At 62.5% G+C, this 22,878-nt stretch carries 24 protein-coding genes and 1 tRNA gene; 10 read left to right on the top strand and 15 right to left on the bottom strand.

Going from position 1 to position 22,878, the window contains the following annotated elements; translation table 11 throughout:
• Nucleotides 1–2: 2 nt before the first annotated feature.
• Nucleotides 3–491, bottom strand: coding sequence for an HPP family protein (locus KHO53_RS08740; protein ID WP_249684283.1), 489 nt, complete (start codon nucleotides 489–491; stop codon nucleotides 3–5).
• A 108-nt stretch (nucleotides 492–599) separates the two neighbouring features.
• On the opposite strand from KHO53_RS08740, the gene KHO53_RS08735 reads away from it, so the two are divergent.
• The gene (locus KHO53_RS08735) at nucleotides 600–1,133 is read left to right on the top strand and encodes a TetR/AcrR family transcriptional regulator (RefSeq protein ID WP_213570195.1); all 534 of its coding nucleotides are present in this window, start codon (nucleotides 600–602) and stop codon (nucleotides 1,131–1,133) included.
• Here KHO53_RS08735 and KHO53_RS08730 read toward each other — a convergent pair.
• From KHO53_RS08730 to KHO53_RS08710, 5 genes are all read right to left on the bottom strand, one after another.
• Nucleotides 1,130–1,534 carry a hypothetical protein gene (locus KHO53_RS08730; RefSeq protein WP_213570194.1) on the bottom strand — a complete coding sequence of 135 codons (405 nt, stop codon included), beginning with the start codon at nucleotides 1,532–1,534 and terminating at the stop codon, nucleotides 1,130–1,132. The two genes, KHO53_RS08735 and KHO53_RS08730, sit on opposite strands and share 4 nt — an antisense overlap.
• 118 nt (nucleotides 1,535–1,652) lie before the next feature.
• Nucleotides 1,653–1,728 (bottom strand) — tRNA-Phe (locus KHO53_RS08725).
• A gap of 91 nt (nucleotides 1,729–1,819) precedes the next feature.
• A complete protein-coding gene (locus KHO53_RS08720; RefSeq protein WP_010221316.1) occupies nucleotides 1,820–2,092 on the bottom strand; it encodes an oxidative damage protection protein in 273 nt (90 codons plus the stop codon).
• Nucleotides 2,089–3,156 (bottom strand): A/G-specific adenine glycosylase, encoded by a 1,068-nt coding sequence (mutY, locus tag KHO53_RS08715; RefSeq protein WP_010221317.1) that lies wholly within the window; start codon nucleotides 3,154–3,156, stop codon nucleotides 2,089–2,091. The genes KHO53_RS08720 and mutY overlap by 4 nt, the downstream gene beginning before the upstream one ends.
• On the bottom strand, nucleotides 3,153–5,396 hold the full coding sequence (locus tag KHO53_RS08710; protein ID WP_159389270.1) for an AsmA family protein: 2,244 nt from the start codon (nucleotides 5,394–5,396) through the stop codon (nucleotides 3,153–3,155). Before KHO53_RS08710 ends, mutY begins: the two co-directional genes overlap by 4 nt.
• A 339-nt stretch (nucleotides 5,397–5,735) precedes the next feature.
• On the opposite strand from KHO53_RS08710, the gene KHO53_RS08705 reads away from it, so the two are divergent.
• The 6 genes from KHO53_RS08705 (at nucleotide 5,736) to hisF (ending at nucleotide 10,777) form a co-directional block, all read left to right on the top strand.
• On the top strand, nucleotides 5,736–7,397 hold the full coding sequence (locus KHO53_RS08705) for an OFA family MFS transporter (RefSeq protein ID WP_100781796.1): 1,662 nt from the start codon (nucleotides 5,736–5,738) through the stop codon (nucleotides 7,395–7,397).
• 196 nt (nucleotides 7,398–7,593) lie between these two features.
• Nucleotides 7,594–8,187 carry an imidazoleglycerol-phosphate dehydratase HisB gene (hisB, locus tag KHO53_RS08700; protein WP_010221320.1) on the top strand — a complete coding sequence of 198 codons (594 nt, stop codon included), beginning with the start codon at nucleotides 7,594–7,596 and terminating at the stop codon, nucleotides 8,185–8,187.
• The gene (gene hisH, locus KHO53_RS08695; protein WP_010221321.1) at nucleotides 8,187–8,825 is read left to right on the top strand and encodes an imidazole glycerol phosphate synthase subunit HisH; all 639 of its coding nucleotides are present in this window, start codon (nucleotides 8,187–8,189) and stop codon (nucleotides 8,823–8,825) included. The genes hisB and hisH overlap by 1 nt, the downstream gene beginning before the upstream one ends.
• Entirely contained in the window at nucleotides 8,825–9,088 is a 264-nt protein-coding gene (locus KHO53_RS08690; protein ID WP_036995008.1) for a DUF2164 domain-containing protein, read from the top strand. The genes hisH and KHO53_RS08690 overlap by 1 nt, the downstream gene beginning before the upstream one ends.
• A gap of 85 nt (nucleotides 9,089–9,173) precedes the next feature.
• Nucleotides 9,174–9,923 carry a 1-(5-phosphoribosyl)-5-[(5-phosphoribosylamino)methylideneamino]imidazole-4-carboxamide isomerase gene (gene hisA / locus KHO53_RS08685; protein ID WP_010221323.1) on the top strand — a complete coding sequence of 250 codons (750 nt, stop codon included), beginning with the start codon at nucleotides 9,174–9,176 and terminating at the stop codon, nucleotides 9,921–9,923.
• A gap of 83 nt (nucleotides 9,924–10,006) precedes the next feature.
• On the top strand, nucleotides 10,007–10,777 hold the full coding sequence (gene hisF / locus KHO53_RS08680; RefSeq protein ID WP_010221324.1) for an imidazole glycerol phosphate synthase subunit HisF: 771 nt from the start codon (nucleotides 10,007–10,009) through the stop codon (nucleotides 10,775–10,777).
• 110 nt (nucleotides 10,778–10,887) lie between these two features.
• On the opposite strand, the gene choV is transcribed toward hisF, so the two are convergent.
• The 3 genes from choV to KHO53_RS08665 all read right to left on the bottom strand — a co-directional run bounded on the left by choV (nucleotide 10,888) and on the right by KHO53_RS08665 (nucleotide 13,925).
• Nucleotides 10,888–12,066 carry a choline ABC transporter ATP-binding protein gene (gene choV / locus KHO53_RS08675; protein WP_213570193.1) on the bottom strand — a complete coding sequence of 393 codons (1,179 nt, stop codon included), beginning with the start codon at nucleotides 12,064–12,066 and terminating at the stop codon, nucleotides 10,888–10,890.
• On the bottom strand, nucleotides 12,063–12,911 hold the full coding sequence (gene choW, locus KHO53_RS08670) for a choline ABC transporter permease subunit (protein WP_174242343.1): 849 nt from the start codon (nucleotides 12,909–12,911) through the stop codon (nucleotides 12,063–12,065). The genes choV and choW overlap by 4 nt, the downstream gene beginning before the upstream one ends.
• 66 nt (nucleotides 12,912–12,977) lie before the next feature.
• Nucleotides 12,978–13,925 carry a choline ABC transporter substrate-binding protein gene (locus KHO53_RS08665; RefSeq protein ID WP_010221327.1) on the bottom strand — a complete coding sequence of 316 codons (948 nt, stop codon included), beginning with the start codon at nucleotides 13,923–13,925 and terminating at the stop codon, nucleotides 12,978–12,980.
• A gap of 448 nt (nucleotides 13,926–14,373) precedes the next feature.
• Here KHO53_RS08665 and KHO53_RS08660 point away from each other — a divergent pair, with 448 nt between their 5' ends.
• On the top strand, nucleotides 14,374–15,750 hold the full coding sequence (locus tag KHO53_RS08660; protein ID WP_010221328.1) for an L-serine ammonia-lyase: 1,377 nt from the start codon (nucleotides 14,374–14,376) through the stop codon (nucleotides 15,748–15,750).
• Between the two features lie 408 nt (nucleotides 15,751–16,158).
• The gene (gene gbdR / locus KHO53_RS08655) at nucleotides 16,159–17,262 is read left to right on the top strand and encodes a choline metabolism transcriptional regulator GbdR (protein WP_010221329.1); all 1,104 of its coding nucleotides are present in this window, start codon (nucleotides 16,159–16,161) and stop codon (nucleotides 17,260–17,262) included.
• A gap of 85 nt (nucleotides 17,263–17,347) precedes the next feature.
• Here the strand turns inward: gbdR and KHO53_RS08650 are convergent, their stop codons facing one another.
• From KHO53_RS08650 to choX, 5 genes are all read right to left on the bottom strand, one after another.
• Nucleotides 17,348–17,602, bottom strand: coding sequence for a hypothetical protein (locus tag KHO53_RS08650; protein WP_026001204.1), 255 nt, complete (start codon nucleotides 17,600–17,602; stop codon nucleotides 17,348–17,350).
• A 344-nt stretch (nucleotides 17,603–17,946) separates the two neighbouring features.
• On the bottom strand, nucleotides 17,947–18,417 hold the full coding sequence (locus tag KHO53_RS08645) for a thioesterase family protein (RefSeq protein WP_213570192.1): 471 nt from the start codon (nucleotides 18,415–18,417) through the stop codon (nucleotides 17,947–17,949).
• A gap of 13 nt (nucleotides 18,418–18,430) precedes the next feature.
• Nucleotides 18,431–19,396: an L-carnitine dehydrogenase gene (locus KHO53_RS08640; protein ID WP_036995010.1), complete on the bottom strand. Its 966-nt coding sequence runs from the start codon at nucleotides 19,394–19,396 to the stop codon at nucleotides 18,431–18,433.
• Nucleotides 19,397–19,411: 15 nt separating this feature from the next.
• Nucleotides 19,412–20,296 carry a 3-dehydrocarnitine:acetyl-CoA trimethylamine transferase CdhC gene (gene cdhC, locus KHO53_RS08635; RefSeq protein ID WP_010221332.1) on the bottom strand — a complete coding sequence of 295 codons (885 nt, stop codon included), beginning with the start codon at nucleotides 20,294–20,296 and terminating at the stop codon, nucleotides 19,412–19,414.
• A 102-nt stretch (nucleotides 20,297–20,398) separates the two neighbouring features.
• Nucleotides 20,399–21,343 carry a choline ABC transporter substrate-binding protein gene (gene choX / locus KHO53_RS08630; protein ID WP_213570191.1) on the bottom strand — a complete coding sequence of 315 codons (945 nt, stop codon included), beginning with the start codon at nucleotides 21,341–21,343 and terminating at the stop codon, nucleotides 20,399–20,401.
• Between the two features lie 169 nt (nucleotides 21,344–21,512).
• On the opposite strand from choX, the gene KHO53_RS08625 reads away from it, so the two are divergent.
• Nucleotides 21,513–22,472 (top strand): GlxA family transcriptional regulator, encoded by a 960-nt coding sequence (locus KHO53_RS08625; protein ID WP_010221334.1) that lies wholly within the window; start codon nucleotides 21,513–21,515, stop codon nucleotides 22,470–22,472.
• Here KHO53_RS08625 and KHO53_RS08620 read toward each other — a convergent pair.
• Nucleotides 22,459–22,878 (bottom strand): DUF3010 family protein, encoded by a 420-nt coding sequence (locus KHO53_RS08620; RefSeq protein WP_010221335.1) that lies wholly within the window; start codon nucleotides 22,876–22,878, stop codon nucleotides 22,459–22,461. The two genes, KHO53_RS08625 and KHO53_RS08620, sit on opposite strands and share 14 nt — an antisense overlap.

Raw genomic sequence — 22,878 nt, 5'->3', positions numbered from 1 at the left:
CATCAGTACCAGTATTTCGGGTAGCTGTTGGCCTGGCGCGCATTGTTCAGGCACCAGGCCACGGCGACGATCACCAGCGAGCCAGCGAGCACCGGGGTCACCACGAAGCTCAGCGGTGCATGGCTGGCGATCACCACCAGCGGGTTGGCCCCAGCAGGTGCATGCAGGGTGCGGGTCTGCTGCATGGCGGCCAGCGCCAGGCCGACGGCCAGGGCTGCGCTCCACCAGCTGTCACCCAGGGTATGCAGTACTGCCAGGCCCACCAGGGTGGCAATCACATGCCCGCCGATGATGTTGCGCGGCTGTGCCAGCGGCGAGTCGGGCATGCCGAAGGCCAGCACGCAGCTGGCGCCAAACGGCGCCATCAACCACAAGGCGCCGGACACCTGGCTGAGCCAGCCGGTGGCGCCGATCGCCAGGGCCGCGCCAATCAGTGACAACAGGCTGAAGTGCAGGGAAGGGGCGGCGGGCGCCTTGGATTTGAGCGACATGGGCACAGTCTCCGGGTGGGCAATTTGCGCCGAGGATACCGATCGGTTTACCTGCAAGTCAACCGATCGGTATACACTGTTGGCAACTGTCCAGATTGAAGGTGTGGCATGAGTACGTCCGAGAAAATCGCCGAGTCGGCCCTGCAGTTGTTCTACCGTCAGGGTTACCACGGCACCGGGGTTGAGCAACTGAGCCAGGAAGCCGGGGTGACCAAGAAAACCCTGTACCGGCATTTCCCCAGCAAGGAACTGTTGATCGAAGCGGCGCTGCAGCGGCGTGACCAGGATTTCATGGCGCGCCTGGAAAGCGCTCTGGCGGCCGTAGAGGCAAAAGCGCGGCCGCTGGCCTATATCGACTTCATTGAAGCCTGGGCGCGCTCTGAAGGCTTCCACGGCTGTGCCTTCATTAATGCCTCGGCCGAGTATGCCGAGCCGGGCGAGCCGCCCCATGAGCTGGCCAGACTGCACAAGCACAAGGTCATGGCGGCGCTGGAGCGGGCCTGTCAGCAGGCGGGGTGCCAACAGGGAGCTGCGCAGCAGCTGTTTGTGCTGGGCGAGGGGTTGATTGTTGCGTCCCAGGTCAGCGGACCGCAGGCGTCATTGTTCGAGGCGGCGCGAGGGGTGGTAGCTGCGCTGGCCTAGCGCAGTATCCCGCAGATGGCGTTGCCTTCGTAGTAATGCAACACGTTGCCCATGAACATGAACGGGCCGCAGGCGTACATAGGCGAGCTGATGTTCTGTACGGTGCGCTGCAAGAGCACTTGCTGGCCATTCACATCTGCGCCATAGCCCTCCTCGCTGTAGACATCGCACGCGGGCAGTTGCAGAGGGATCGGCAGAATCACGGCCCAGAGGGTGACGCCGCACCACTGGTGAGGCTCAGTGCTCTTTTGCGTTGTGCTGATTACCGGGGTGATGTTCTTCAGGCGCAGGATGCGATGGGCCGCGGTGGGGTAGGTGTCTTTGTGCGGCAGCACCACGGTGGCGCCGACACAGCCGGTCAGGCTCAGCAGCATGGCGACGATAACGGCGATCGATTTCATCCCTGGCTCCGATGACCTCGCGGCATGTCCGTGCGCGAGAAGGCCTGCGTCGGTCGAGAAATCGCAGGCATGAAAAAAGCCCCAAGGAATCACTTCGCTTGGGGCTTTTCGGTATTAGTGGTGCCCAGAGACGGAATCGAACCGCCGACACGGGGATTTTCAATCCCCTGCTCTACCGACTGAGCTATCTGGGCAACGGGGCGCATTAAAAGGGTTTTTCGGATTTACGTCAACGACTTTTTGAAAATTTTTTAAATTAATTCCGTCGCTTACGATTTTCCGGGGTTATTCGCTAGGTGGAACGTAGCCTTCGGCCTTCTCGTAATCCTGGCCGGAGAAGAACTTGTCCATCTCGCCCTGGAGGAATTTGCGGTCCTCGGCGTTCATCATGTTCAGGCGCTTCTCGTTGATCAGCATGGTCTGCTCTTTTTGCCAGTCGGCCCAGGCCTTCTGCGAAATGTGATCAAAGATGTCCTGGCCCTTGGCGCCCGGGTAGGGTGGACGCTCAAGGCCTGGCAGTTCTTCGTTGTACTTGCGGCACATTACGGTGCGGGTCATCGCGACTCTCCTGTAAGCAATACGTCGGCCGCGCGTTTAAGCAGTTTTTTCACCGGGGCGGCAAGGCCCAGGCGCGGCGGGGTGGCGAGGTTATACCAGAGCCAGTCGGCCTCGGCCACGTGGTCGGTGGCGGCGTCGACGCGCACCAGCCAGGGCTCGATGGCCAGCTGGAAATGGCTGAAGGTGTGGGTCAGGCCGTCCAGCGCCTGGCTGCCGGCCAGGCTCAGGCCGTGCTGGTCGGCCAGATCTTCGATTTGTTCAATGTTGTCCAGCTCCGGCAGGCTCCACAGCCCGCCCCAGAGGCCGCTGGACGGGCGCCGGTAAAGCAGGATGGCGCCTTCGTGGTTGGCCAGCAGCGGCATCAGCGTGCGCTTTTGCGGCAGCTCCTTGCGCGGCTTGGGCACGGGGTAGCGGATTTCCTGGCCGAGCATGTGCGCCTCGCAGCCAACCTTGAGCGGGCAGAGCAAGCAACTGGGCTTGCTGCGGGTGCACAGGGTGGCGCCGAGGTCCATCATCGCCTGGGTGTAGTGATTTACCCGGCTGTGCGGGGTATAGCGCTCGGCGTTGGCCCACAATGCCTTGGCCACCTTCGGCTCGCCCGGGTAACCCTCTTGCGCGGTGTAACGGGCCAGCACGCGCTTGACGTTGCCGTCGAGGATCGGCGCACGCAGGCCCATGCTGATGCTGGCAATGGCGCCGGCCGTGGACAGGCCAATGCCCGGCAGGTCGGTGAGCTTCTCGACATCGCGGGGAAATTCGCCGCCGTACTGCTCGACGACGATTTTTGCGGTTTTTTGCAGGTTGCGCGCCCGGGTGTAGTAGCCCAGGCCGGTCCACAGGTGCAGCACTTCGTCCTCGGGTGCCTCGGCCAGGGCCTGGACCGTGGGCAGGGCCTCCATGAAGCGGCCGAAGTAGTTGAGCACGGTGCTCACCTGGGTCTGCTGCAACATGATTTCCGAGACCCATACCCGATACGGGGTGATGCCCTGTTGCCAGGGCAGGTCGTGGCGGCCGTTACGGTCGTACCAATCCAGCACGGCGCTGGAAAACTGCTCTGGGCTCATCGCTTGAACAACCCCTTGAGCGCGTCTTTGAGCTCCGGGCTGACCTTGTCACCGAGCTTCTCGTCGATCTTCTCGCTGAGCTTTTCGCTGACTTTGTCGCCGGCAAGCTTGGCCGCGACTTTGCCCAGGCCGTCTTTATCCAGGCGGCAGGCCTTGGCGCCCAGTTCCAGTGGGCCACGGCAGCGCAGCGGCAGTTCCAGGCCGACATAGCGCTCGCCGACCTGGCAGGCCGGGTCGGGCATGTCGCGCTTGTCGCCTTCGACAATCACGCCAATGCGGTAGTCCATGCCCAGCACGCGCAGGTCGAGGTCGCCCTGGCCGTTGACGGTCAGGCCGGGAATCCGTGCCTTGAGGTCAGGGTTGCTGGCTACGCCGTTACGCATTACCAGGCTGCCCTTGAGCTCCTGGAACGGGGTGTCCTTGCCGCGTGGTTCGCCGCTCAAGGTCTTGCGGTTGAGGGTGGCAATGGCCTGGCACAGCTGCTGCTCGAGGTTGGCGTTGACCAGGACGCCGTCGTTGATGACGAAGCTGGCATTGCCGTTGAGGGTGTCGACCAGGGCTTTCTGGCTGTTGCCAGTGGCGGTCAGGTCGCTGTTCAGGGTCAGCAGGCCCTTGACCGGTGGGGTGGCGGTTTCGCTCTTGATGAAGTGCTCGACCGGGACCCGGTTGATGCGGGTGTTGAGGCCGATCTGCGGCACTGCCGGGCGCACGTCGAGGGTGCCTTTGCTTTCGAAGTCGCCGTTGTACAGGCCGCCACGCAGGGTTTCCAGCGTGATCAGGCCACCCTGGCCCTGGGCCTTGAGGTTGGCGTTTTCGATCGGCAGTTTGTCCAGGGTCAGTTGGCCGAAGGTCAGCTCGGCTTGCAGGTCGAGCTGGCGCAGGCGATCGACCGGCAGCAGCTTGTCGTTGCTCCAGGCCACCTGGGTGGGCGCATCTGGCAGCGGCGTGGTGCCGGCACCGGCCAGGGCGCTGGCTTCTTTGCTCTGCACTTCAGCCTGGCGCGCGGCCTTGGCGCCTTTGGCCGCATCGCTCTTGGCCAGCAGGTAACGGTCGGCGTCGAACTTGTCGACCTTGAGCTGCACGCGCAGGGCCTGCTTGGCGACGTCCTCGACGGCCAGGCGGCCGGTAAAGGTGCTGTCGTCGAGCTTGATTGCCAGGTCTTCCAGGGCCAGGCTGTTCGGCGTGCCTTGCAAGCGGGTGACCAGCTCGACCTTGCCCAGGGTGCTGGCGTCGGCCGAAGCCGGCAGCGGGTGGCCGATGCTGTCGAGGAAGTTGCGCAGGTCGAACTGGGCAATCGACAGGCCGCCGCTCAGTTGCGGGGTTTTATCGAGGTCGCGCAGGTTCAGTTCGCCAAGGGCACGCAACTGGTTGGCCGAGAGCTTGAGGCCGTTCCATTCGGCGACGTTGGCCGCCAGATCAACCAGCAACTGGCCTTGGGCGGCGAAGGTCATGGTTTTGCCTTGCAGCGGCTCGCCCGAGGCTTCGCCGCTGAGCTTCATGTCTTCGAACTGGTAGCGCTTGAGCCGGCGGTCGAAGCGCAGCTCGCCGTTCAGCTCGGTGCGCGCCTTGACGACTGGCTGGCCGGCGCTGAGGAACGCGGTCATCTTCAGCGGGATGTTCACCCCTTCATGCACGGCGCCAGTGCTCAGCTGGATGCTTTCGGCAGCGAAACTCTGGCCGCTGCGGGCGTCGTTGTACTGCACGCGGGCGTTGTTGACGGTCAGGCTGTCGATATCGAGCTTGACCAGGCGCTCGCTGGCGCTGTCGGTGCTGGCTTGCGCGGATGCCTCGGCAGGGGCGCTGCTGCCATCGGCCGGTGCCGGGGTAGCGGCGGGCAATGGCTTGCCGATGTCTTCCCAGTTGCCGTGGCCGTGTTCATCGCGGCTGAGCGTCAGGTTCAGGCCTTCGACGCGCACGTCGCTCATCTGCACTTCACGACGCAGCAAGGGCAGCACGCGTACCGACAGACCGAGCATCTGCAGGTCGGCAAACGGCACTTTCGGGTTGTTCAGGGTGGCGATGCTGGCCTCATGCAGCTCCAGCCCCAGCCAGGGGAACAGGCTCCAGCCGATATCGCCATTGAGCGTCAGCTCGACGTGGGCCTTGTCGCGTGCCAGCTGGCGAATCTCGTCTTTGTAGTCGTTGGGATCGAAGAGGTGGGTCAGGGCGAAGCCCAGAGCCACAATGATCAGCAACAACCCGAGAAGCACCAGCCCCAGGATTTTGCCGAACGCTTTCATGGGCGAGTCCTTGTAGTCCGATTTCTAAATTCAGCCGCAGAGTATAGCGCTGCGGTTATCACCACTGGGTGATATGGGGCGAAGGTTTAGTCCTGCAAAGGTGTCGGATTCGACAACACGGGGTAGGACAGTTCCTTGCCGGGGGGATCAGTTGTTGAACTCACGACAGTATCAGTTTGCGCTCAGCGCCCAGCGCAAATGCTACTCTCTCGCCGCTCTTGGGCCCTGCTGCGGCTTTTTGTCGCGTAAAAGGGCCGTTCGCCAACAAAAAACGACCAGTTGCCTCAGGGCCAAGGTCGAGGGCCGTGAGCGCTTCATACCTACGAGGGGAGTACAACAATGAGCAGCAGCATCACGGCCGGAGCCATCGCCAGCGCGCCCGGTTTCCTGTCCAAGGAGCGGATCATTGCCCGCCCGGGTTTCAACCGCTGGCTGGTCCCGCCAGCGGCGCTGGCCATTCATCTGTGCATTGGCATGGCCTACGGGTTTTCGGTGTTCTGGTTGCCGCTGTCGCAGGCCATCGGTATCAATGCGCCGGTCGTGTGCTCGGAGCAGACCCACTTTCTACTGCGTATGTTCACCACCGAGTGTGACTGGCCGATCTCGATGCTCAGCTGGATCTACACGCTGTTCTTTGTCTTCCTCGGCTGTTCGGCGGCCATCTGGGGTGGCTGGCTGGAGCACGCCGGGCCGCGCAAGGCCGGCGTTGTATCGACCCTGTGCTGGTGCGGCGGCCTGCTGATTTCTGCCTTCGGCGTCTATACCCACCAACTGTGGCTGATGTGGCTGGGCTCCGGGGTGATCGGCGGTATTGGCCTGGGGCTTGGCTACATTTCGCCGGTCTCGACCCTGATCAAGTGGTTCCCGGACAAACGCGGCATGGCCACCGGCATGGCGATCATGGGCTTTGGCGGTGGTGCCATGGTCGGTGCGCCGCTGGCGGCAGCGCTGATGAATCACTTCGCCACCCCTGAAGACGTCGGCGTCTGGCAGAGCTTCGTGGTGATGGCGGGGATCTACTTCGTGTTCATGCTCGGCGGCGCCCTGGCCTATCGCGTGCCGCCCACCGGCTGGAAGCCTGAAGGCTGGAGCGCTCCGCTGAAAAAGGCCAACAACGCGATGATCACCCATCGCCATGTACATGTCAGCGTGGCGTGGAAAACCCCGCAGTTTGTGCTGATCTGGCTGGTTTTGTGCCTGAACGTGTCGGCGGGTATCGGTATTCTCGGCATGGCCTCGCCGCTGTTGCAGGAAGTCTTTGCCGGCAAGCTGCTTGGCAGTGACCTCAGCTTCAGCCAGCTCACCGCCGCGCAACTGGGCCAGATCGCCGCGATTGCCGCCGGCTTTACCGGCTTGCTCAGCCTGTTCAACATCGGCGGGCGCTTCTTCTGGGCGTCGTTCTCCGACTACATCGGGCGCAAGAACACCTATTTCGCCTTCTTCGCCCTGGGCGTGGCGTTGTATGCGCTGGTGCCGAACATGGGCCACCTGGGCAACATCGCCCTGTTCGTGGCGGCGTTCTGCATCATCTTGTCGATGTATGGCGGTGGCTTTGCCACGGTGCCGGCGTACCTGGCCGACCTGTTCGGCACGCAGATGGTCGGCGCCATTCACGGCCGCCTGCTGACCGCCTGGGCCGCAGCCGGGGTGCTGGGCCCGGTGCTGATCACCTACCTGCGCGAATATCAGCTGGAGCTGGGCGTGCCGCGGGCGGCGGCCTATGACATTACCCTGTACATCCTTGCCGGGTTGCTGGTGCTGGGCTTTATCTGCAATGGGCTGGTACGGCCGGTGGCCGACAAGTACTTCATGACCGATACCGAGCTCGCCGCCGAACGGGCCTTGAGCCATGACCAGGGCAGCGTCAGCGAGCGCGTGCTGGAGTGGCAGGCGGATCCGGCCAGCAAGCCGCTGGTGCTGGCGGCCTGGTTGGTGGTCGGGGTGCCGCTGGCCTGGGGGATCTGGGTGACGCTGCAGAAGACGGCGGTGTTGTTCAACTAGGTCTGCTGCGCAGACCATCGCCGGCAAGACCGGCTCCCACAGGGTTCACCGATCATTGTGGGAGCTGGCTTTGCCAGCGATGGGCCGCACAGCGGCCCGACTAAATTCCCTGCCGCGCGTCATCTGCGTTTCAAGCCGGGCGCTTCTGGGCCTATAATGATCACCTTTTTCGCCCAATGATTTTGCGGAGCTGGTGATGGTCGAACGTAAGGCTTCCGTCGAGCGCAATACTCTGGAGACCCAGATCAAGGCCTCGATCAACCTGGATGGCAGCGGCAAGGCCCGATTCGATATCGGTGTGCCTTTCCTTGAACATATGCTCGACCAGATCGCCCGGCATGGGCTGATCGACCTCGATATCGAATGCAAGGGCGACCTGCATATCGACGATCACCATACCGTCGAAGACGTCGGTATCACCCTGGGCCAGGCTTTCAGCCAGGCCATCGGCGACAAGAAGGGCATCCGCCGCTACGGCCATGCCTACGTGCCGCTGGACGAAGCGCTGTCGCGGGTGGTCATCGACTTTTCCGGGCGCCCGGGCCTGCAGATGCACGTACCGTATACCCGCGCGTCGGTCGGTGGCTTCGATGTCGACCTGTTCCAGGAGTTCTTCCAGGGCTTCGTCAACCACGCCAACGTCACCCTGCACATCGACAATCTGCGTGGGCACAACACCCACCACCAGATCGAGACCGTGTTCAAGGCCTTCGGCCGCGCGCTGCGCATGGCCATCGAGCTGGATGAGCGCATGGCCGGGCAGATGCCATCGACCAAGGGTTGCCTGTAATGCAGACGGTTGCCGTTATCGACTATGGCATGGGTAACCTGCACTCGGTGGCCAAGGCCCTGGAGCACGTGGGGGCCGGCAAGGTCCTGATCACCAGCGACGCCGACGTGATTCGCGAAGCCGACCGCGTGGTGTTCCCGGGTGTTGGCGCGATCCGCGACTGCATGGCTGAAATCCGCCGTCTGGGCTTCGACAGCCTGGTGCGTGAAGTCAGCCAGGACCGTCCGTTTCTTGGCATCTGCGTTGGCATGCAAGCCTTGCTCGATCACAGCGAAGAGAACGACGGCGTCGACTGCATCGGCCTGTTCCCGGGCAATGTGCGCTTCTTCGGCAAAGACCTGCACGAAGACGGCGAGCACCTGAAGGTGCCACACATGGGCTGGAACGAAGTCGTCCAGAGCATCGACCACCCGCTGTGGCACAACATCCCCGACCGTGCGCGCTTCTACTTCGTGCACAGCTACTACATCACCGCCGGCAAGCCGGGCCAGGTGGTTGGTAGCGGTCACTACGGCGTCGACTTTGCCGCAGCGCTGGCCGAAGGCTCGCGCTTTGCCGTGCAGTTCCACCCGGAGAAGAGCCATACCCATGGCTTGCAGCTGCTGCAGAACTTCGCTGCCTGGGACGGGCGCTGGTAATGGGCAAGTCCAGGGCCAAGCCGCCGATCCTCACGCTGGCACCGGAACAGGAACGCGAAGCGCTCGATACCCTCAAGCGCTTTCTCGAAGACCGTTTCGAGCTGCAGCTGGGGTCGTTCGAGGTGGCCGAGGTCCTGGAGCTGTTCACCAAAGAGATTGCCCCGCACTACTACAACAGGGCGATTTTCGATGTGCAGAACCACCTCAAGGAACGGTTCGAGAGTATCGAGAGCGACCTCTGGTCGCTAGAGAAAGGCAGCTGAAAGCGACAAGCTGCAAGAGAACAGACGCGCATGCTTGCAGCTTGTAGCTAGCAGCTTGCAGCTCTTTTTTACGAAGGAAAAAAGCATGCTGATTATCCCCGCTATCGATCTCAAGGACGGTGCTTGCGTACGCCTGCGCCAGGGCCGCATGGAAGACTCCACGGTATTCTCCGACGACCCGGTGAGCATGGCCGCCAAATGGGTTGAAGGGGGCTGCCGCCGCCTGCATCTGGTTGACCTCAATGGCGCCTTCGAAGGCCAGCCGGTCAACGGCGAAGTAGTTACCGCGATTGCCAAGCGCTACCCGACCCTGCCGATCCAGATCGGTGGCGGCATCCGTTCGCTGGAAACCATCGAGCACTACGTCAAGGCCGGCGTCAGCTACGTGATCATCGGTACCAAGGCGGTCAAGGAGCCAGAGTTCGTTGCCGAAGCCTGCCGCGCCTTCCCGGGCAAAGTGATCGTGGGCCTGGATGCCAAAGACGGCTTCGTCGCCACCGACGGCTGGGCTGAAGTCAGCTCGGTGCAGGTCATTGACCTGGCCAAGCGTTTCGAAGCCGACGGCGTCTCGGCCATCGTCTACACCGACATCGCCAAAGACGGCATGATGCAGGGCTGCAACGTGCCGTTCACCGCAGCCCTGGCCGCGGCCACCAAGATCCCGGTAATCGCCTCCGGCGGTATCCACAACCTCGGTGACATCAAGGCCCTGCTTGACGCCAAGGCGCCGGGCATCATCGGTGCGATCACCGGCCGCGCCATTTACGAAGGCACCCTGGATGTCGCCGAGGCACAAGCCTTCTGTGACGCCTATTCGGCTAGCTCCAAGTCGTAAGCTGCAAGCTGCAAGTTAAAAGCGCGACCGAGTCGCTCTTTCTTGCAGCTTGAAGCTTGAAGCTTGCAACTCGAGGACTACCTATGGCTTTAGCCAAACGCATAATTCCCTGCCTCGACGTCGACAACGGCCGGGTGGTCAAGGGCGTCAAGTTCGAGAACATCCGCGATGCCGGTGATCCGGTGGAAATCGCCCGGCGTTACGATGAACAGGGCGCTGACGAGATTACCTTTCTCGACATCACCGCCAGCGTCGATGGCCGCGACACTACCCTGCATACCGTCGAGCGCATGGCCAGCCAGGTGTTCATCCCGCTGACCGTGGGCGGTGGCGTGCGCACCGTGCAGGACATCCGCAACCTGCTCAACGCCGGTGCCGACAAGGTCTCGATCAACACCGCCGCGGTGTTCAACCCGGAGTTCGTTGGCGAAGCCGCCGCGCACTTCGGTTCGCAGTGCATCGTGGTCGCCATCGACGCCAAGAAAGTCTCCGGCCCGGGCGAAACCCCGCGCTGGGAAATCTTCACCCATGGCGGACGCAAGCCGACCGGCCTGGACGCGGTGGAGTGGGCGAAGAAGATGGAAGGCCTGGGTGCCGGCGAAATCCTCCTGACCAGCATGGACCAGGACGGCATGAAGAACGGCTTCGACCTGGGGGTAACCCGGGCGATCAGCGATGCCCTGGGTATTCCGGTGATTGCGTCCGGTGGTGTGGGCAACCTGCAGCACCTGGCCGACGGGATTATCGAGGGGCATGCCAGCGCGGTGCTGGCGGCGAGCATCTTCCACTTCGGTGAGTACACGGTGCCAGAGGCCAAGGCGTTCATGGCCAAGCAGGGGATCGTCGTTCGCTGAGGCTTTGTGGGAGCCGGCGTTGCCGGCGATGCTTTCAGCGCGGTCTCCTCTGCACCGCGTCGTCTGCATCGCTGGCAACGCCAGCTCCCATAAGTGCCCCGCGATAGCTTTCAGCCCAGGTTCTTGCCCAGCAGCGCGTGGTACAGCTCGCTGTCGCCAAGAATACCCACCACTTTGTTCCCGTCCTGCAGCACCAGCTTGTTGCCGGTCTGGTAACGGATCTGCAGGGCTTCGCGCATGCCGATGCTGGCGCTGACCAGGGTCGGCTTGCGGCCAAGGCCCTCGACTGCTTCACCCGGTGCCCAGTTCTGCAGGTCCATGCCGTTGCCCCCCTGGCGCGCACCCTTGATGGTGTTGCCTTCGGCCAGGTCCAGCCAGGAGTCGCCACCCGGGTCCAGGCATACCGAGCCATTGATGCGCTTGCACTTGTCCAGGGTGCGCATCAGGCTGCGGCCGCACAGCACGTTGAGCGGGTTGGTGTGGGCGACGAAGGTGCGCACATAGTCGTCGGCCGGGTTGAGGACGATTTCCTCCGGCTTGCTGTACTGGATGATCTTGCCGTCTTTCATGATCGCAATGCGGCTGCCGAGCTTGAGCGCCTCGTCCAGATCGTGGCTGACGAAGACGATGGTCTTGTTCAGCTTGCGCTGCAATTCCAGCAACTCGTCCTGCAGGCCCTGACGGATCAGAGGGTCAAGGGCCGAGAAGGGTTCGTCCATCAGCAGGATGTCGGCATCCATGGCCAGCGCCCGGGCCAGGCCGACCCGCTGCTGCATGCCACCGGAGAGCTCATCGGGCTTCTTGTTGCGCCATTGGGTCAGGCCCACCAGCTCGAGTTTTTCGTCGACCAGCTTGCGCCGTTCCTTCTCCGGGCGGCCCTGCATTTCCAGGCCGAAGCTGATGTTCTCGCGCACCGTCAGCCAGGGCATCAGGGCGAACTTCTGGAACACCATGGCGATGCGCTTGGTGCGCATCATCTTCAGTTCCGCCGGGGTGCAGTGGGCAATGTCGATATGCGAGCCTTCGTGCTCGACGAACAGCTTGCCGCGGCTGACGGTATTGAGGCCGTTAATGCAGCGCAGCAGGCTCGACTTGCCCGAACCGGACAGGCCCATCAATACGCAGATCTCGCCCTTGTTGATGTCCAGGTTGGCTTTCTCGACCCCGACCACCAGGCCGGTCTGCTTCAGGATCTGTTCGCGCGAAAGGCCCTGGTCGAGCAGGCTCAGGGCCTCGCGCGGTCGGCTGGAGAAGATAACGTCTACGTCTTCGAAGCGAATAATGCTCATGCTTCACTCCTTACCGGTACGTCGGGTTGTTTGCAGATACGGTCGAGCATGATCGCCAGCAACACGATCGCCAGACCCGCTTCGAAGCCCAGAGCGATATCGGCAGTGTTCAATGCGTTGACCACAGGTTTGCCCAGGCCATCGGCACCCACCAGCGCGGCAATCACCACCATCGACAACGACAGCATGATGCATTGGGTGACGCCGGCGGCAATGCTCGGCATGGCGTGAGGCAGTTCGATGCGCGACAGCAGCTGGCGGCGCGAGCAGCCAAAGGCCTTGCCGGCATCGAGCAGTTCCTGGGGCACGTCACAGATACCCAGGTAGGTCAGGCGGATCGGTGCGGCGATGGCGAACACCACCGTCGAGATCAGCCCGGGGACCACGCCAAGCCCGAACAGGGTCAGGGTCGGGATCAGGTAAACGAAGGTAGGTACCGTCTGCATCAGGTCGAGGACCGGGCGCATGGCGGTGTAGAACATCGGCTTGTGTGCGGCGAGGATACCCAGTGGCACGCCGATGGCCACGCAGACCAGGGTGGCGAACAGCACCTGGGCCAGGGTCTCCATGGTTTCCTGCCAGTAACCAAGGTTGAGGATCAGCAGGAATGACAGTACGCAGAATGCGGTCAGCGCCCATTTGCGCTGGATCAAGTGCGCGATCACTGCAATCAGGCCGATCAGGACGAAGGGATTGAACCAGGTCAGCGCCCCGGTCACACCATGAATCATGTATTCCAGTGCTGCCGCGAAGGCATCGAAGTAGTTGGCGCCGTGTTGCGTCAACCATTCAACGAAGCCTGCGATGTACTGGCCCAGAGGGAGTTTTTCATCGATCAGCATGATAGCGAGCGTCCACCTGCAAAAGTTTGAAGACAGCCTGCGGCGGGGCCAGCCCGCCGCAGGCAGTGCTTACTGCGTGAGTTTGGCTTTGGCTGCCTCCAGGCCAGGCTTGCCGTCAACAGTGGTAACCCCGGCCAGCCAGGTGTCGAGCACCTGCGGGTTCTTCTTCAGCCAGGCCTTGGCTGCAGCGTCGGGTTTCATCTTGTCGTCCAGGACGTTGCCCATCAGGGTGCTTTCCATGTCGAGGGTAAAGGACAGGTTCTTCAGCAACTGGCCGACGTTGCTGCATTCCTGCACATAGCCCTTGCGGGTGTTGGTGAGGACGGTGGCCTTGCCGTATTCGGGGCCGAAGAAGTCATCGCCGCCGTCCAGGTACTTCATCTTGAAGCGGGTGTTCATCGGGTGCGGTTCCCAGCCCAGGAACACCACGGCGGTGTCGCGGCGCTGGGCACGCTCCACTTGTGAGAGCATGCCGGCCTCGCTGGACTCGACCACCTTGAAGCCGGCGTCCTTGAGGCCGAAGGCGTTCTTGTCGATCATGCTCTGGATGGTGCGGTTGCCGTCGTTGCCCGGCTCGATGCCGTAGATCTTGCCGTCCAGCTCCTTCTTGAACTTGGCAATGTCGGCGAAGCTTTTCAGGCCCTTGTCATACAGCGCCTGGGGCACGGCGAGGGTGTACTTGGCGTTCTCAAGGTTGGCCCGTACGGTTTCCACGGTGCCGGCATCGCGGTACTGCTTGATGTCGTTTTCCATGGTCGGCATCCAGTTGCCGAGGAACACGTCCATGTTCTTGCCATCGGCCAGCGACTTGTAGGTCACCGGTACCGAAATCATCGTGGTCTTGGTCTTGTAGCCCAGCGACTGGAGCACGACGCTGGTGACCGCGGTGGTCACAGTGATGTCGGTCCAGCCGACATCGGAGAAGTTGACGGTGTGACACTGCTCGGGCTCGGCGGCCTGGGCCAGCACCGGCAGACTCAGCACTGCGGCCAGCAATAGCGAGGGTGAACCTTTCATTCGATGGACTCCTGGGTTTTTTTTCGGATGTCCCACGGGACCGCCGTGCTTTATGGTTTGCATTCGGTCGGGCCTGACTATCGGGCGATAGCGGGACGGCTGCCGTGCAATCGAGTCGATACCGATCATCTAACAGCCAAAATCAAACGCCTACAGGGTGCGTCGTATCCAGTACAGACAGGGTCGCATCCAGTGCCGATGAGGTCGTTTACAGATTTATCTCGCCCTGTAAACGCAGTTTCGCTACCTCTGCACCGCAAAAAAACGGCGCACAAGCGCGGCTGACAGCTGGCGGCGTTGCTGGGCAAGAGCGCGTCGGTTGCAGACGTCAGAGGTCCTGGCAAAAGCCTGATGATGCGCGGAATCGGCGGATTGCCGCCTATTTAGCGTAGCAGTTGCGGCGCCCTTGGCTTGGGCTGTGGGGCTGCACATTCAGGAGGTAGGTGGCATGGCCATCAGTGTGTTCGACCTGTTCAAGATCGGCGTTGGCCCATCCAGTTCCCATACCGTCGGGCCCATGCGCGCCGCGGCGTTGTTCGTCCAGGGCCTAAGCCTGCGTGGCGAGTTGGAGCAGGTGCGGCGCATCGAAGTGCGCCTCTACGGTTCGCTGTCGGCCACCGGTATCGGCCATGGCAGCGACAACGCGGTGATCATGGGCCTGATGGGCGAATGGCCAGACGCCATTGACCCAGCGCAGATCGCCCCGCGCATCGCCGCACTGCGCGAAACAGACACCTTGCTGCTCGACGGCCGGCTCGAAGTCGGTTTCGTCTGGGCCCGCGACATGCGGCTGCTCGACGAGAACCTGCCGTACCATCCCAACGCCATGACCCTGATCGCCGAAGGTGCTGCGGGCGAGCTGCACCGTGATACCTATTACTCGGTGGGGGGCGGCTTCGTGGTCGATGCAGCCCAGGCTGCAAGCGGCGTCCTTGACGCTGACAATACCGTATTGCCGTACGATTTCGACAGCGCTGTGGAGCTGCTTGAACTGTGCAAGAAAAACGACCTGCGCGTGTCGCAATTGATGATGGAAAACGAGAAGGTATGGCGCAGCGAAGCTGAGATTCGCGCCGGGCTTTTGAAGCTGTGGCACGCCATGCAGGACTGCGTCGAAAACGGTCTCAAGTACGAAGGTATCCTGCCCGGCGGGCTGAATGTGAAGCGTCGGGCCGCCAAGCTGCACCGCAGCCTGCAGGAGCTGAACAAGCCCAACGTGATCGGCTCGACCCTGAGCGCCATGGAGTGGGTCAACCTGTATGCCCTGGCGGTCAACGAAGAGAACGCTGCGGGCGGGCGCATGGTGACGGCGCCGACCAATGGCGCGGCAGGGATCATTCCGGCAGTGCTGCACTACTACATGCGCTTCAGCGACGAAGTCAGTGAAGCCAATGTCGTCGACTTCTTCCTCGGTGCAGCAGCAGTGGGCATCCTGTGCAAGAAGAACGCTTCGATCTCCGGTGCCGAAGTCGGTTGCCAGGGTGAAGTCGGTTCGGCCTGCGCCATGGCCGCTGCCGGCCTTGCGGAAGTGCTTGGCGCCACCCCGGCGCAACTGGAAAACGCTGCCGAGATTGGCCTGGAGCATAACCTGGGGCTGACCTGCGACCCGGTTGGCGGGCTGGTGCAGGTGCCGTGCATCGAGCGCAATGCAATTGCTGCGGTCAAGGCGATCAATGCGGCGCAGATGGCGTTGCGCGGCGACGGCGAGCACTTTATCTCCCTGGACCGGGTGATCCGCACCATGCGCGATACCGGCGCCGACATGCACGACAAGTACAAGGAAACCTCGCGCGGCGGCCTGGCGGTCAGCGCTATCGAATGTTGAAGCATTGCCGCCGCCTGCGCCGTTTTCGTTCACGTTTGGCCTGCGCGCTGCCTTTTGGCGCGCTGGCGATCCCTTCCCGGGTCATCAGCTGTTACCCCAGCGCCTGGCGCCTTGGGTGACAGTTGCCCATGTCGTTTCTGGGCATCCTTCACACAAGTGCTACCGAATTGCTCACGCGTCCTACAGACCAGCACTAGGACGCTCGTTTGCGTTTATTACCACGCCCGGGAACAAGGGCTGAATAGACGCTGCGCGACGTCGTTTTTGGGTTTTATTGAATGGCCATTCAATTTCAGGCATGGCATTTGCGTTGTGATTGGCAAAGCCCCTGCATCCGAATTGGGGCCGTGACAAAAAAAGCCCGTGCCTGCCTGAGGCGCAACCTGCATTGTGTGAGGAGATACCGCGATGACGTCGTACAACTCCGGGACCCCAACCCAGAACCGCACACCTCAATCCATCGGCTTTTTGCTGTTGGACAATTTCACGCTGATTTCCCTGGCTTCCGCTGTTGAGCCACTGCGTATGGCCAACCAGCTGTCCGGCCGCGAGCTGTACCGCTGGAGCACCCTGAGCGTGGATGGCGGTCAGGTCTGGGCCAGCGACGGCTTGCAGATCACCCCCGATGCAGCCATGCACCAGGCACCGGCCATGGACACCGTGATTGTCTGCGGCGGCATTGGCATCCAGCGCACCGTGACCCGTGAGCACGTCACCTGGCTGCAGAGCCAGGCGCGTCAGTCCCGCCGCCTTGGTGCGGTGTGCACCGGCAGCTGGGCGCTGGCCTGTGCCGGCCTGCTCGATGGCTTCGATTGCAGCGTGCACTGGGAATGCCTGGCGGCGATGCAGGAGGCCTTTCCGCGGGTGAGTATGAGCACTCGCCTGTTTACCCTCGACCGTAACCGTTTCACTAGCTCTGGCGGCACCGCGCCGCTGGACATGATGCTGCACCTGATCAGCCGTGACCATGGTCGCGAGCTGTCGGCGGCGATCTCCGAGATGTTCGTCTACGAGCGCATCCGCAACGAGCAGGATCACCAGCGCGTGCCGCTCAAGCACATGCTCGGCACCAACCAGCCGAAGCTGCAGGAAATCGTCGCGCTGATGGAAGCCAACCTGGAAGAGCCGATCGACCTGGATGAACTGGCCGTTTATGTGTCGGTGTCACGTCGCCAGCTTGAGCGCCTGTTCCAGAAGTACCTGCACTGCTCGCCGTCGCGCTACTACCTGAAACTGCGCCTGATCCGCGCCCGGCAATTGCTCAAGCAAACGCCGATGTCGATCATCGAAGTGGCGTCGGTGTGCGGCTTTGTCTCGACGCCGCATTTCTCCAAGTGCTACCGCGAGTACTTCGGCATTCCGCCGCGTGACGAGCGCGTGGGCTCCAACACCGCCCAGCAGGTGGCGATGATGCCGATCCCGCAGGCGCTGGTGCTGTCGCCACTGGCCGGGCCGATGTCGGCGTTGAGCCAGGCGCGCAATGAGTCGACGTTTGCCAGTGTGAGGCTCTGATTCCGAGGTGAATCAATCGCGGGTCAAGCCCGCTCCCACAGGAGTTAGGTGATCTCTGTGGGAGCGGGCTTGACCCGCGATGCTGTTAACGATTCTGAAATTCGGCCAATGCCGGCAACAACTGCTTTTCGATCGCCTGGCGCACGGCCGGCAGAATGGTCGCATTGCCGGTGTACATCTGCTCGACCATACCCTTCAAGGCTTTGGCCCGCGGCTCACTCAAACCGCGCACCGCATACTCGCAGGCCTGTTCGGCGCTGGCCCCGCTCGGCATCTCGAAACCCAGGGCGCGCAGTTGGCCCAGCAGGTCGTCTTGATCAATCAAATCCGCATGCATCATGGTTGTTGTCCTTGTTTGCAGGTGTGATCGTCAGTCGATTCTGTGGGCAGCACCGCAGGGCGGCAAGGACAGAATGCCGCAATGGCCGCTTTACCTAAGCCCAGGTCGTTTTCGGGCAAATCGACGGGGAAGGGAGGCTGCACACTGAGGTCATGCACAGCAAAGGAAGGTTTGGTCACCCTCCGCTTGAAGCATGTTCATGCTCGCTCTTGGCCCCGGTTGCTTCACGGCTTGCCGGGGTTATTTTTTGCCTTTGGATCGGTGCTGGATTCATCGCTGGCAAGCCAGCTCCCACAGGGATCACCGCCGCTTCTGTGGGCGCTGGCTTGCCAGCGATAGGGCGGTTACTTTGGCAACCCGATCACCCGGCCAACAAACTCGGCCGCCGGCAGGTCCGCCTGCTCATTCACGATCCCTTGCAAGCGCTCCACCACCCCGGGCGCGAATGGCGCCGACCTTGGCCCTGCCAGGTCCACATGCAGGAGCATCAGTTCGCTGGCCGCCAACGCCTGGTCAAACCCTTCGCGATGCAGGCTGTGATACAGCTGCAGGCGCTTGCGGTCAAAACCGATGACCTGGGTTTGTACCCACACCTGGGTGCCGAGCTTCACCTCGTGCAGGTAGTTCAGGTGGCACTCCAGGGTGAACAGCGAATTGCCGCTGGCGCTGCGGTTGTCGCTGTCAAGGCCGATGCAGTCCATGAAGGCATCGGTGGCATAGCTGAAGATCAGCAGGTAGAAGGCATCGCGCAGGTGCCCGTTGTAGTCGACCCAGTCCGCCAGGACCGGGGTTTGGTAGGTGATCAATGCGGGCATCGCTGCACTCCGGTCAGTCGCTGAAGGCCATGCCGTGCTTGGCCTTGGTGGTTTTTACCGCATCCAGCACAGCCAGCAGGCAATCATCACGATAGCGCTCCAGCGAGCTGATGCTGCGTTCGCCCAGTTGTTCGCCGGTGCCCTCGACTACGGCGTCGATCAAGCCGTCGGTCAGCTCCGGGGCTGGCAGGTAGGTCCAGGGCAGTTGCAGCGCCGGGCCGAACTGGGCCATGAAGTGGCGCATGCCAGCATCGCCACCGGCCAGGGTATAGGTGAGGAAGGTGCCCATGAACGACCAGCGCAAACCCGCACCGAAACGAATGGCATCGTCGATTTCACCGGTGGTTGCCACGCCGTCGTTGACCAGGTGCAGCGCCTCGCGCCAGAGCGCTTCGAGCAGGCGGTCGGCGATAAAACCGGGTACTTCCTTGCGCACATGCAGCGGGCGCATGCCCAGCTGGGTGTAGACGATTTTTGCCGCTTCGATGGCTTCGGGCGCGGTCTTGTTGCTGCCGACGATCTCCACCAGCGGCAGCAGGTATACCGGGTTGAACGGGTGGCCGACCACGCAGCGCTCGGGGTGGGTCGAGGACTCGTAGAACTCGCTGGGCAACAGCCCCGACGTGCTGGAGCCGATCAATGCATCGGGCTTGGCCGCGGCGCTGATTCTGCGGTGCAGATCAAGCTTGAGGTCCAAGCGCTCGGGGGCGCTTTCCTGGATGAAATCGGCATTGCGCACGCATTCCTCGATGGTCGCCACAACGCGCAGACGGTCCGGTGATGCGCCGGGCGCCAGGCCTTGTTTTTCCAGGGCGGGCCAGGCATTGGCGATGCGCTTGCGCAAGGCTGCTTCGGCGCCAGGTGCCGGGTCCCAGGCCACTACGTCAAGGCCGTGGGCCAGGGCGCGGGCTACCCAGCCGCTGCCGATCACGCCGCTGCCCAAAGCTGCAAAGGTTTTGATTTCGGTGATAAAGCTCATCGGTTTCTCCAGCAATCAGCGACGGGTCAGGTTCATTTTGGCGCGGCCTTCGGCAGGGGTGAGCACCCGTGCGCCCAGGCGGCTGAGAATCTCGCTGGCGCGTTCTACCAGTTGGCCGTTGCTGGCCAGCACGCCCTTGTCCAGGTACAGGTTGTCCTCCAGGCCGACCCGTACATTGCCGCCGAGCAGCACCGCTTGCGCGGCCATCGGCATCTGCATGCGGCCGATGCCGAAGCCGGCCCAGGTCACGCCGGCTGGCAGGTTGTCGACCATGGCTTTCATGGTCGTGGTATCGGCCGGAGCGCCCCAGGGAATGCCCAGGCACAGCTGGAACAAGGGGTCGTCGAGCAAGCCTTCCTTGATCATCTGCTTGGCAAACCACAGGTGGCCGGTGTCGAAGATTTCCAGTTCGGCTTTGACCCCAAGTTCAGTAATGCGTCGGGCGCCAGCGCGCAATTGCGCCGGGGTCGAGACATAGATGCTGTTGCCGTCGCCAAAATTGAGGGTGCCGCAGTCCAGGGTGCAGATTTCCGGTAGCAACGCCTCGACATGGGCCAGGCGCTCCAGTGGGCCGATCAGGTCGGTGCCGGCGCCGAATTCCAGCGGGGTTTCGCCCGGGCCGATCTCCAGGTCGCCACCCATGCCGGCGGTAAGGTTGACGATGATGTCGACGTCCGACTCGCGAATGCGCTCCATGACTTCGCGGTACAGCGCGACATCACGGCTGAAGCGACCGGTTTGTGGATCCCGGACGTGACAGTGGACGACTGTTGCACCGGCTTTGGCGGCCTCTACCGCGGCTTCGGCGATCTGCTTGGGGGTCACCGGGACCAGGTGGCTCTTGCTGGCGGTGTCGCCGGCGCCGGTCAGGGCACAGGTGATGATGACGTCGTGGTTCATGAGCGGTTTCCTTCGGGCGAGTTGGGGCCGTCGCGGGGCAAGCCCGCTCCCACAGATGACCATTTCCTCTGTGGGAGCGGGCTTGACCCGCGATTGGGTCTGTCAGTTAGCGGTCAGTTGCAGGTTTTCGGTGGCCGGCCTGCCGTCGAACGTGGTCACCCCTTCAAGCCAGCGCTTCTGGTCCTGGGGATGGTCCTTGAGCCACTGGCGGGCGGATTCCAGCGCGTCTTTGTGGTCAAGCAGCGGTTGCATCATGCGGCTCTCGTCCTCGGCGCTGAAGGTCAGGTTGGTCAGCAGCTGGTTGACGTTCGGGCAACGCTGGGCATAGTCCGGCGCGGTGACGGTCCACACCGTGGCCCGGCCTTCGTCCGGGCCCAGGGCGCCTTCGCTGCCGCTGAGGTAGGCCATGTCGATGTTGATGTTCATCGGGTGCGGCGCCCAGCCAAAGAACACCACCGCCTCCTTGCGTCGCACGGCGCGATCGACGGCGGCGAGCATGCCGGCTTCGCTGGACTCGACCAGCTGGAACTTGCCCAGGCCGAACTGGTTCTTGCTGATCATCGCCTTGATCTGGGTGTTGGCGCCCGAGCCCGGCTCGATGCCGTAGATCTTGCCGCCCAGCTCCTTTTCGAACCTGGCGATATCGGCAAAGGTTTTCAGGCCCTTGTCGGCCAGGTACTTGGGCACGGCAAGGGTCGCGCGGGCATCGTCGAGGCTGGGCTGGTCGAGGACCTTGACCTGCTTGGCGTCGATGAACGGGGTGATGGTCTGGGTCATGATCGGGTTCCAGTAGCCGAGGAACATGTCCAGGCGCTGGTCGCGGATACCGGCGAAAATGATCTGTTGCGAGGCGCTGGTCTGCTTGGTCTTGTAGCCCAGGCCATCAAGCAGGACCTGGGTCATGGCGCTGGTGGCCATCACATCGGTCCAGTTGACCACGCCAAGGCGCACGATCTTGCAGGCGGCCGGCTCTGCGGCCATCACGTTGGTGCTGAGGATTGCGGTACCGACGAGCATCAGCAGGCTACGGCTGATCATTCTGTTCATGGTGGCTCCTCCAACGGCAGTTCTAATTGTTATAGGGGGCGGCCTCTGCGTGCCGTGTGATCAAACTACGCGGGTGCTGTGGGTAAAAATCGCACTCTGGCGACCGGCACTTGCACAGTGGCGACCAGCGCGCTATTAACCCAGCATCCGTGGCCGTCGAGTTGTCGCTATGCCCCAGGATTTCCATTTCTTGCTGTTGCCCGGCTTCTCCGCCATCGGCTTTATTTCCGCGATAGAGCCGCTGCGGGTGGCCAACCGCTTTCGCGGCGAGCTATATCGCTGGCAGGTGCTGAGTATGGATGGCGGCGCGGTGCAGGCCAGCAACGGCATGTCGGTGAATGCCGACGCCGCCCTGGAGCCGCTGGGCAAGGGTGCGACGTTGTTGCTGGTAGCGGGTTTCGAGCCGTTGCGCAGCTACGGCCCGGCCCTGCAACACTGGTTGCGCAAGCTTGATCACGAGGGCGTGGTATTGGGCGGTATCGACACCGGCACCGTGGTGCTGGCCGAGGCCGGGCTGCTCGACGGTCACCGGGTGACCCTGCACTGGGAAGCGCTGGAGGCCTTCAAGGAACGTTACCCGCAGTTGCAGGCAACCCAGGAACTGTTCGAAGTAGATCGCCGCCGTATCACCTCGGCAGGTGGCACCGCGTCGATCGACCTGATGCTCGACCTGATTGCCCAGGCCCACGGCCCGGAGCTGGCGATCCAGGTGTCGGAGCAGTTCGTGCTTGGCCGTATCCGCCCGCGCCAGGATCACCAGCGCATGCAGATCGCCTCACGTTATGGCATCAGCAACAAGAAACTGGTGCAGGTGATCGGCGAGATGGAGCGCAACACCGAACAACCGCTCAACACCCTGGTGTTGGCCGAATCGGTGCAGGTCACCCGGCGCCAGCTGGAGCGCCTGTTTCGCCTGTACCTGCACGACACGCCCAGCGGTTTTTACTTGCGCCTGCGCCTGGACAAGGCCCGGCAACTGCTGCGCCAGACCGATCTGAGCGTACTGGAGGTGAGCATCGCTTGCGGGTTCGAATCAGCGTCGTATTTCACCCGCTGCTACCGGGGGCGATTCGCGCGTTGCCCGCGGGAAGACCGCAAGGCCGGGGCCGTCAGCCTCAGCGGCGCTTGAGCAACAGCGCGCAGGCGCTCTTGTAGGCTTCGTGCTGGTACTTGTTCAACGAAGCAGGCAGTTCGATGTTGTGTTTCTTGGCCTGAGCGCTGACGGTCTGCGGTGAAACCAGTTCCACCTCGCAATTGTCCAGCAACTGCAATATGCCTTCGATCTTGAAGGTGGTCGGGCCACCCGCGAAGTCGCCTTTCTTGCTGCGTTTCTTGATCGCCAGGTGGCTGATGCCATGTTCAGCGATAAATTGCCGGGCCTGCTGGGCAAAGACTTTGACGTTGTCCGCCAGTTCGTCATCTTCCAGGCCGATTTTTTTCGTGGCCAGGGCAAGATGCACAGGGCTGGTACCGTCCAGCGTGGCAACGGCGAGCAGCGCTTCGCTGCCTTTGATTTCAATTCCGCAGATTTTCAT

The sequence above is a fragment of the Pseudomonas sp. RC2C2 genome (assembly GCF_018390435.1).
GTDB lineage: Bacteria > Pseudomonadota > Gammaproteobacteria > Pseudomonadales > Pseudomonadaceae > Aquipseudomonas > Aquipseudomonas donghuensis.
The sequence above is the reverse complement of the archived record's forward strand: the minus strand, read 5'-3'. Positions and strand labels throughout refer to the sequence as shown.

Coding starts and splice junctions, on each gene's coding strand:
- hisA (WP_010221323.1), top strand. CDS start 9,174: ATGCTGATTATCCCCGCTATCGATCTCAAGGACGGTGCTTGCGTACGC.
- KHO53_RS08665 (WP_010221327.1), bottom strand. CDS start 13,925: ATGAAAGGTTCACCCTCGCTATTGCTGGCCGCAGTGCTGAGTCTGCCG.
- KHO53_RS08710 (WP_159389270.1), bottom strand. CDS start 5,396: ATGAAAGCGTTCGGCAAAATCCTGGGGCTGGTGCTTCTCGGGTTGTTG.
- hisB (WP_010221320.1), top strand. CDS start 7,594: ATGGTCGAACGTAAGGCTTCCGTCGAGCGCAATACTCTGGAGACCCAG.
- KHO53_RS08730 (WP_213570194.1), bottom strand. CDS start 1,534: ATGAAATCGATCGCCGTTATCGTCGCCATGCTGCTGAGCCTGACCGGC.
- KHO53_RS08705 (WP_100781796.1), top strand. CDS start 5,736: ATGAGCAGCAGCATCACGGCCGGAGCCATCGCCAGCGCGCCCGGTTTC.
- KHO53_RS08650 (WP_026001204.1), bottom strand. CDS start 17,602: ATGATGCATGCGGATTTGATTGATCAAGACGACCTGCTGGGCCAACTG.
- hisH (WP_010221321.1), top strand. CDS start 8,187: ATGCAGACGGTTGCCGTTATCGACTATGGCATGGGTAACCTGCACTCG.
- choV (WP_213570193.1), bottom strand. CDS start 12,066: ATGAGCATTATTCGCTTCGAAGACGTAGACGTTATCTTCTCCAGCCGA.
- KHO53_RS08620 (WP_010221335.1), bottom strand. CDS start 22,878: ATGAAAATCTGCGGAATTGAAATCAAAGGCAGCGAAGCGCTGCTCGCC.
- KHO53_RS08735 (WP_213570195.1), top strand. CDS start 600: ATGAGTACGTCCGAGAAAATCGCCGAGTCGGCCCTGCAGTTGTTCTAC.
- KHO53_RS08720 (WP_010221316.1), bottom strand. CDS start 2,092: ATGACCCGCACCGTAATGTGCCGCAAGTACAACGAAGAACTGCCAGGC.
- KHO53_RS08690 (WP_036995008.1), top strand. CDS start 8,825: ATGGGCAAGTCCAGGGCCAAGCCGCCGATCCTCACGCTGGCACCGGAA.
- cdhC (WP_010221332.1), bottom strand. CDS start 20,296: ATGAACCACGACGTCATCATCACCTGTGCCCTGACCGGCGCCGGCGAC.
- KHO53_RS08645 (WP_213570192.1), bottom strand. CDS start 18,417: ATGCCCGCATTGATCACCTACCAAACCCCGGTCCTGGCGGACTGGGTC.
- gbdR (WP_010221329.1), top strand. CDS start 16,159: ATGACGTCGTACAACTCCGGGACCCCAACCCAGAACCGCACACCTCAA.
- choX (WP_213570191.1), bottom strand. CDS start 21,343: ATGAACAGAATGATCAGCCGTAGCCTGCTGATGCTCGTCGGTACCGCA.
- KHO53_RS08740 (WP_249684283.1), bottom strand. CDS start 491: ATGTCGCTCAAATCCAAGGCGCCCGCCGCCCCTTCCCTGCACTTCAGC.
- KHO53_RS08625 (WP_010221334.1), top strand. CDS start 21,513: ATGCCCCAGGATTTCCATTTCTTGCTGTTGCCCGGCTTCTCCGCCATC.
- KHO53_RS08640 (WP_036995010.1), bottom strand. CDS start 19,396: ATGAGCTTTATCACCGAAATCAAAACCTTTGCAGCTTTGGGCAGCGGC.
- mutY (WP_010221317.1), bottom strand. CDS start 3,156: ATGAGCCCAGAGCAGTTTTCCAGCGCCGTGCTGGATTGGTACGACCGT.
- hisF (WP_010221324.1), top strand. CDS start 10,007: ATGGCTTTAGCCAAACGCATAATTCCCTGCCTCGACGTCGACAACGGC.
- KHO53_RS08660 (WP_010221328.1), top strand. CDS start 14,374: ATGGCCATCAGTGTGTTCGACCTGTTCAAGATCGGCGTTGGCCCATCC.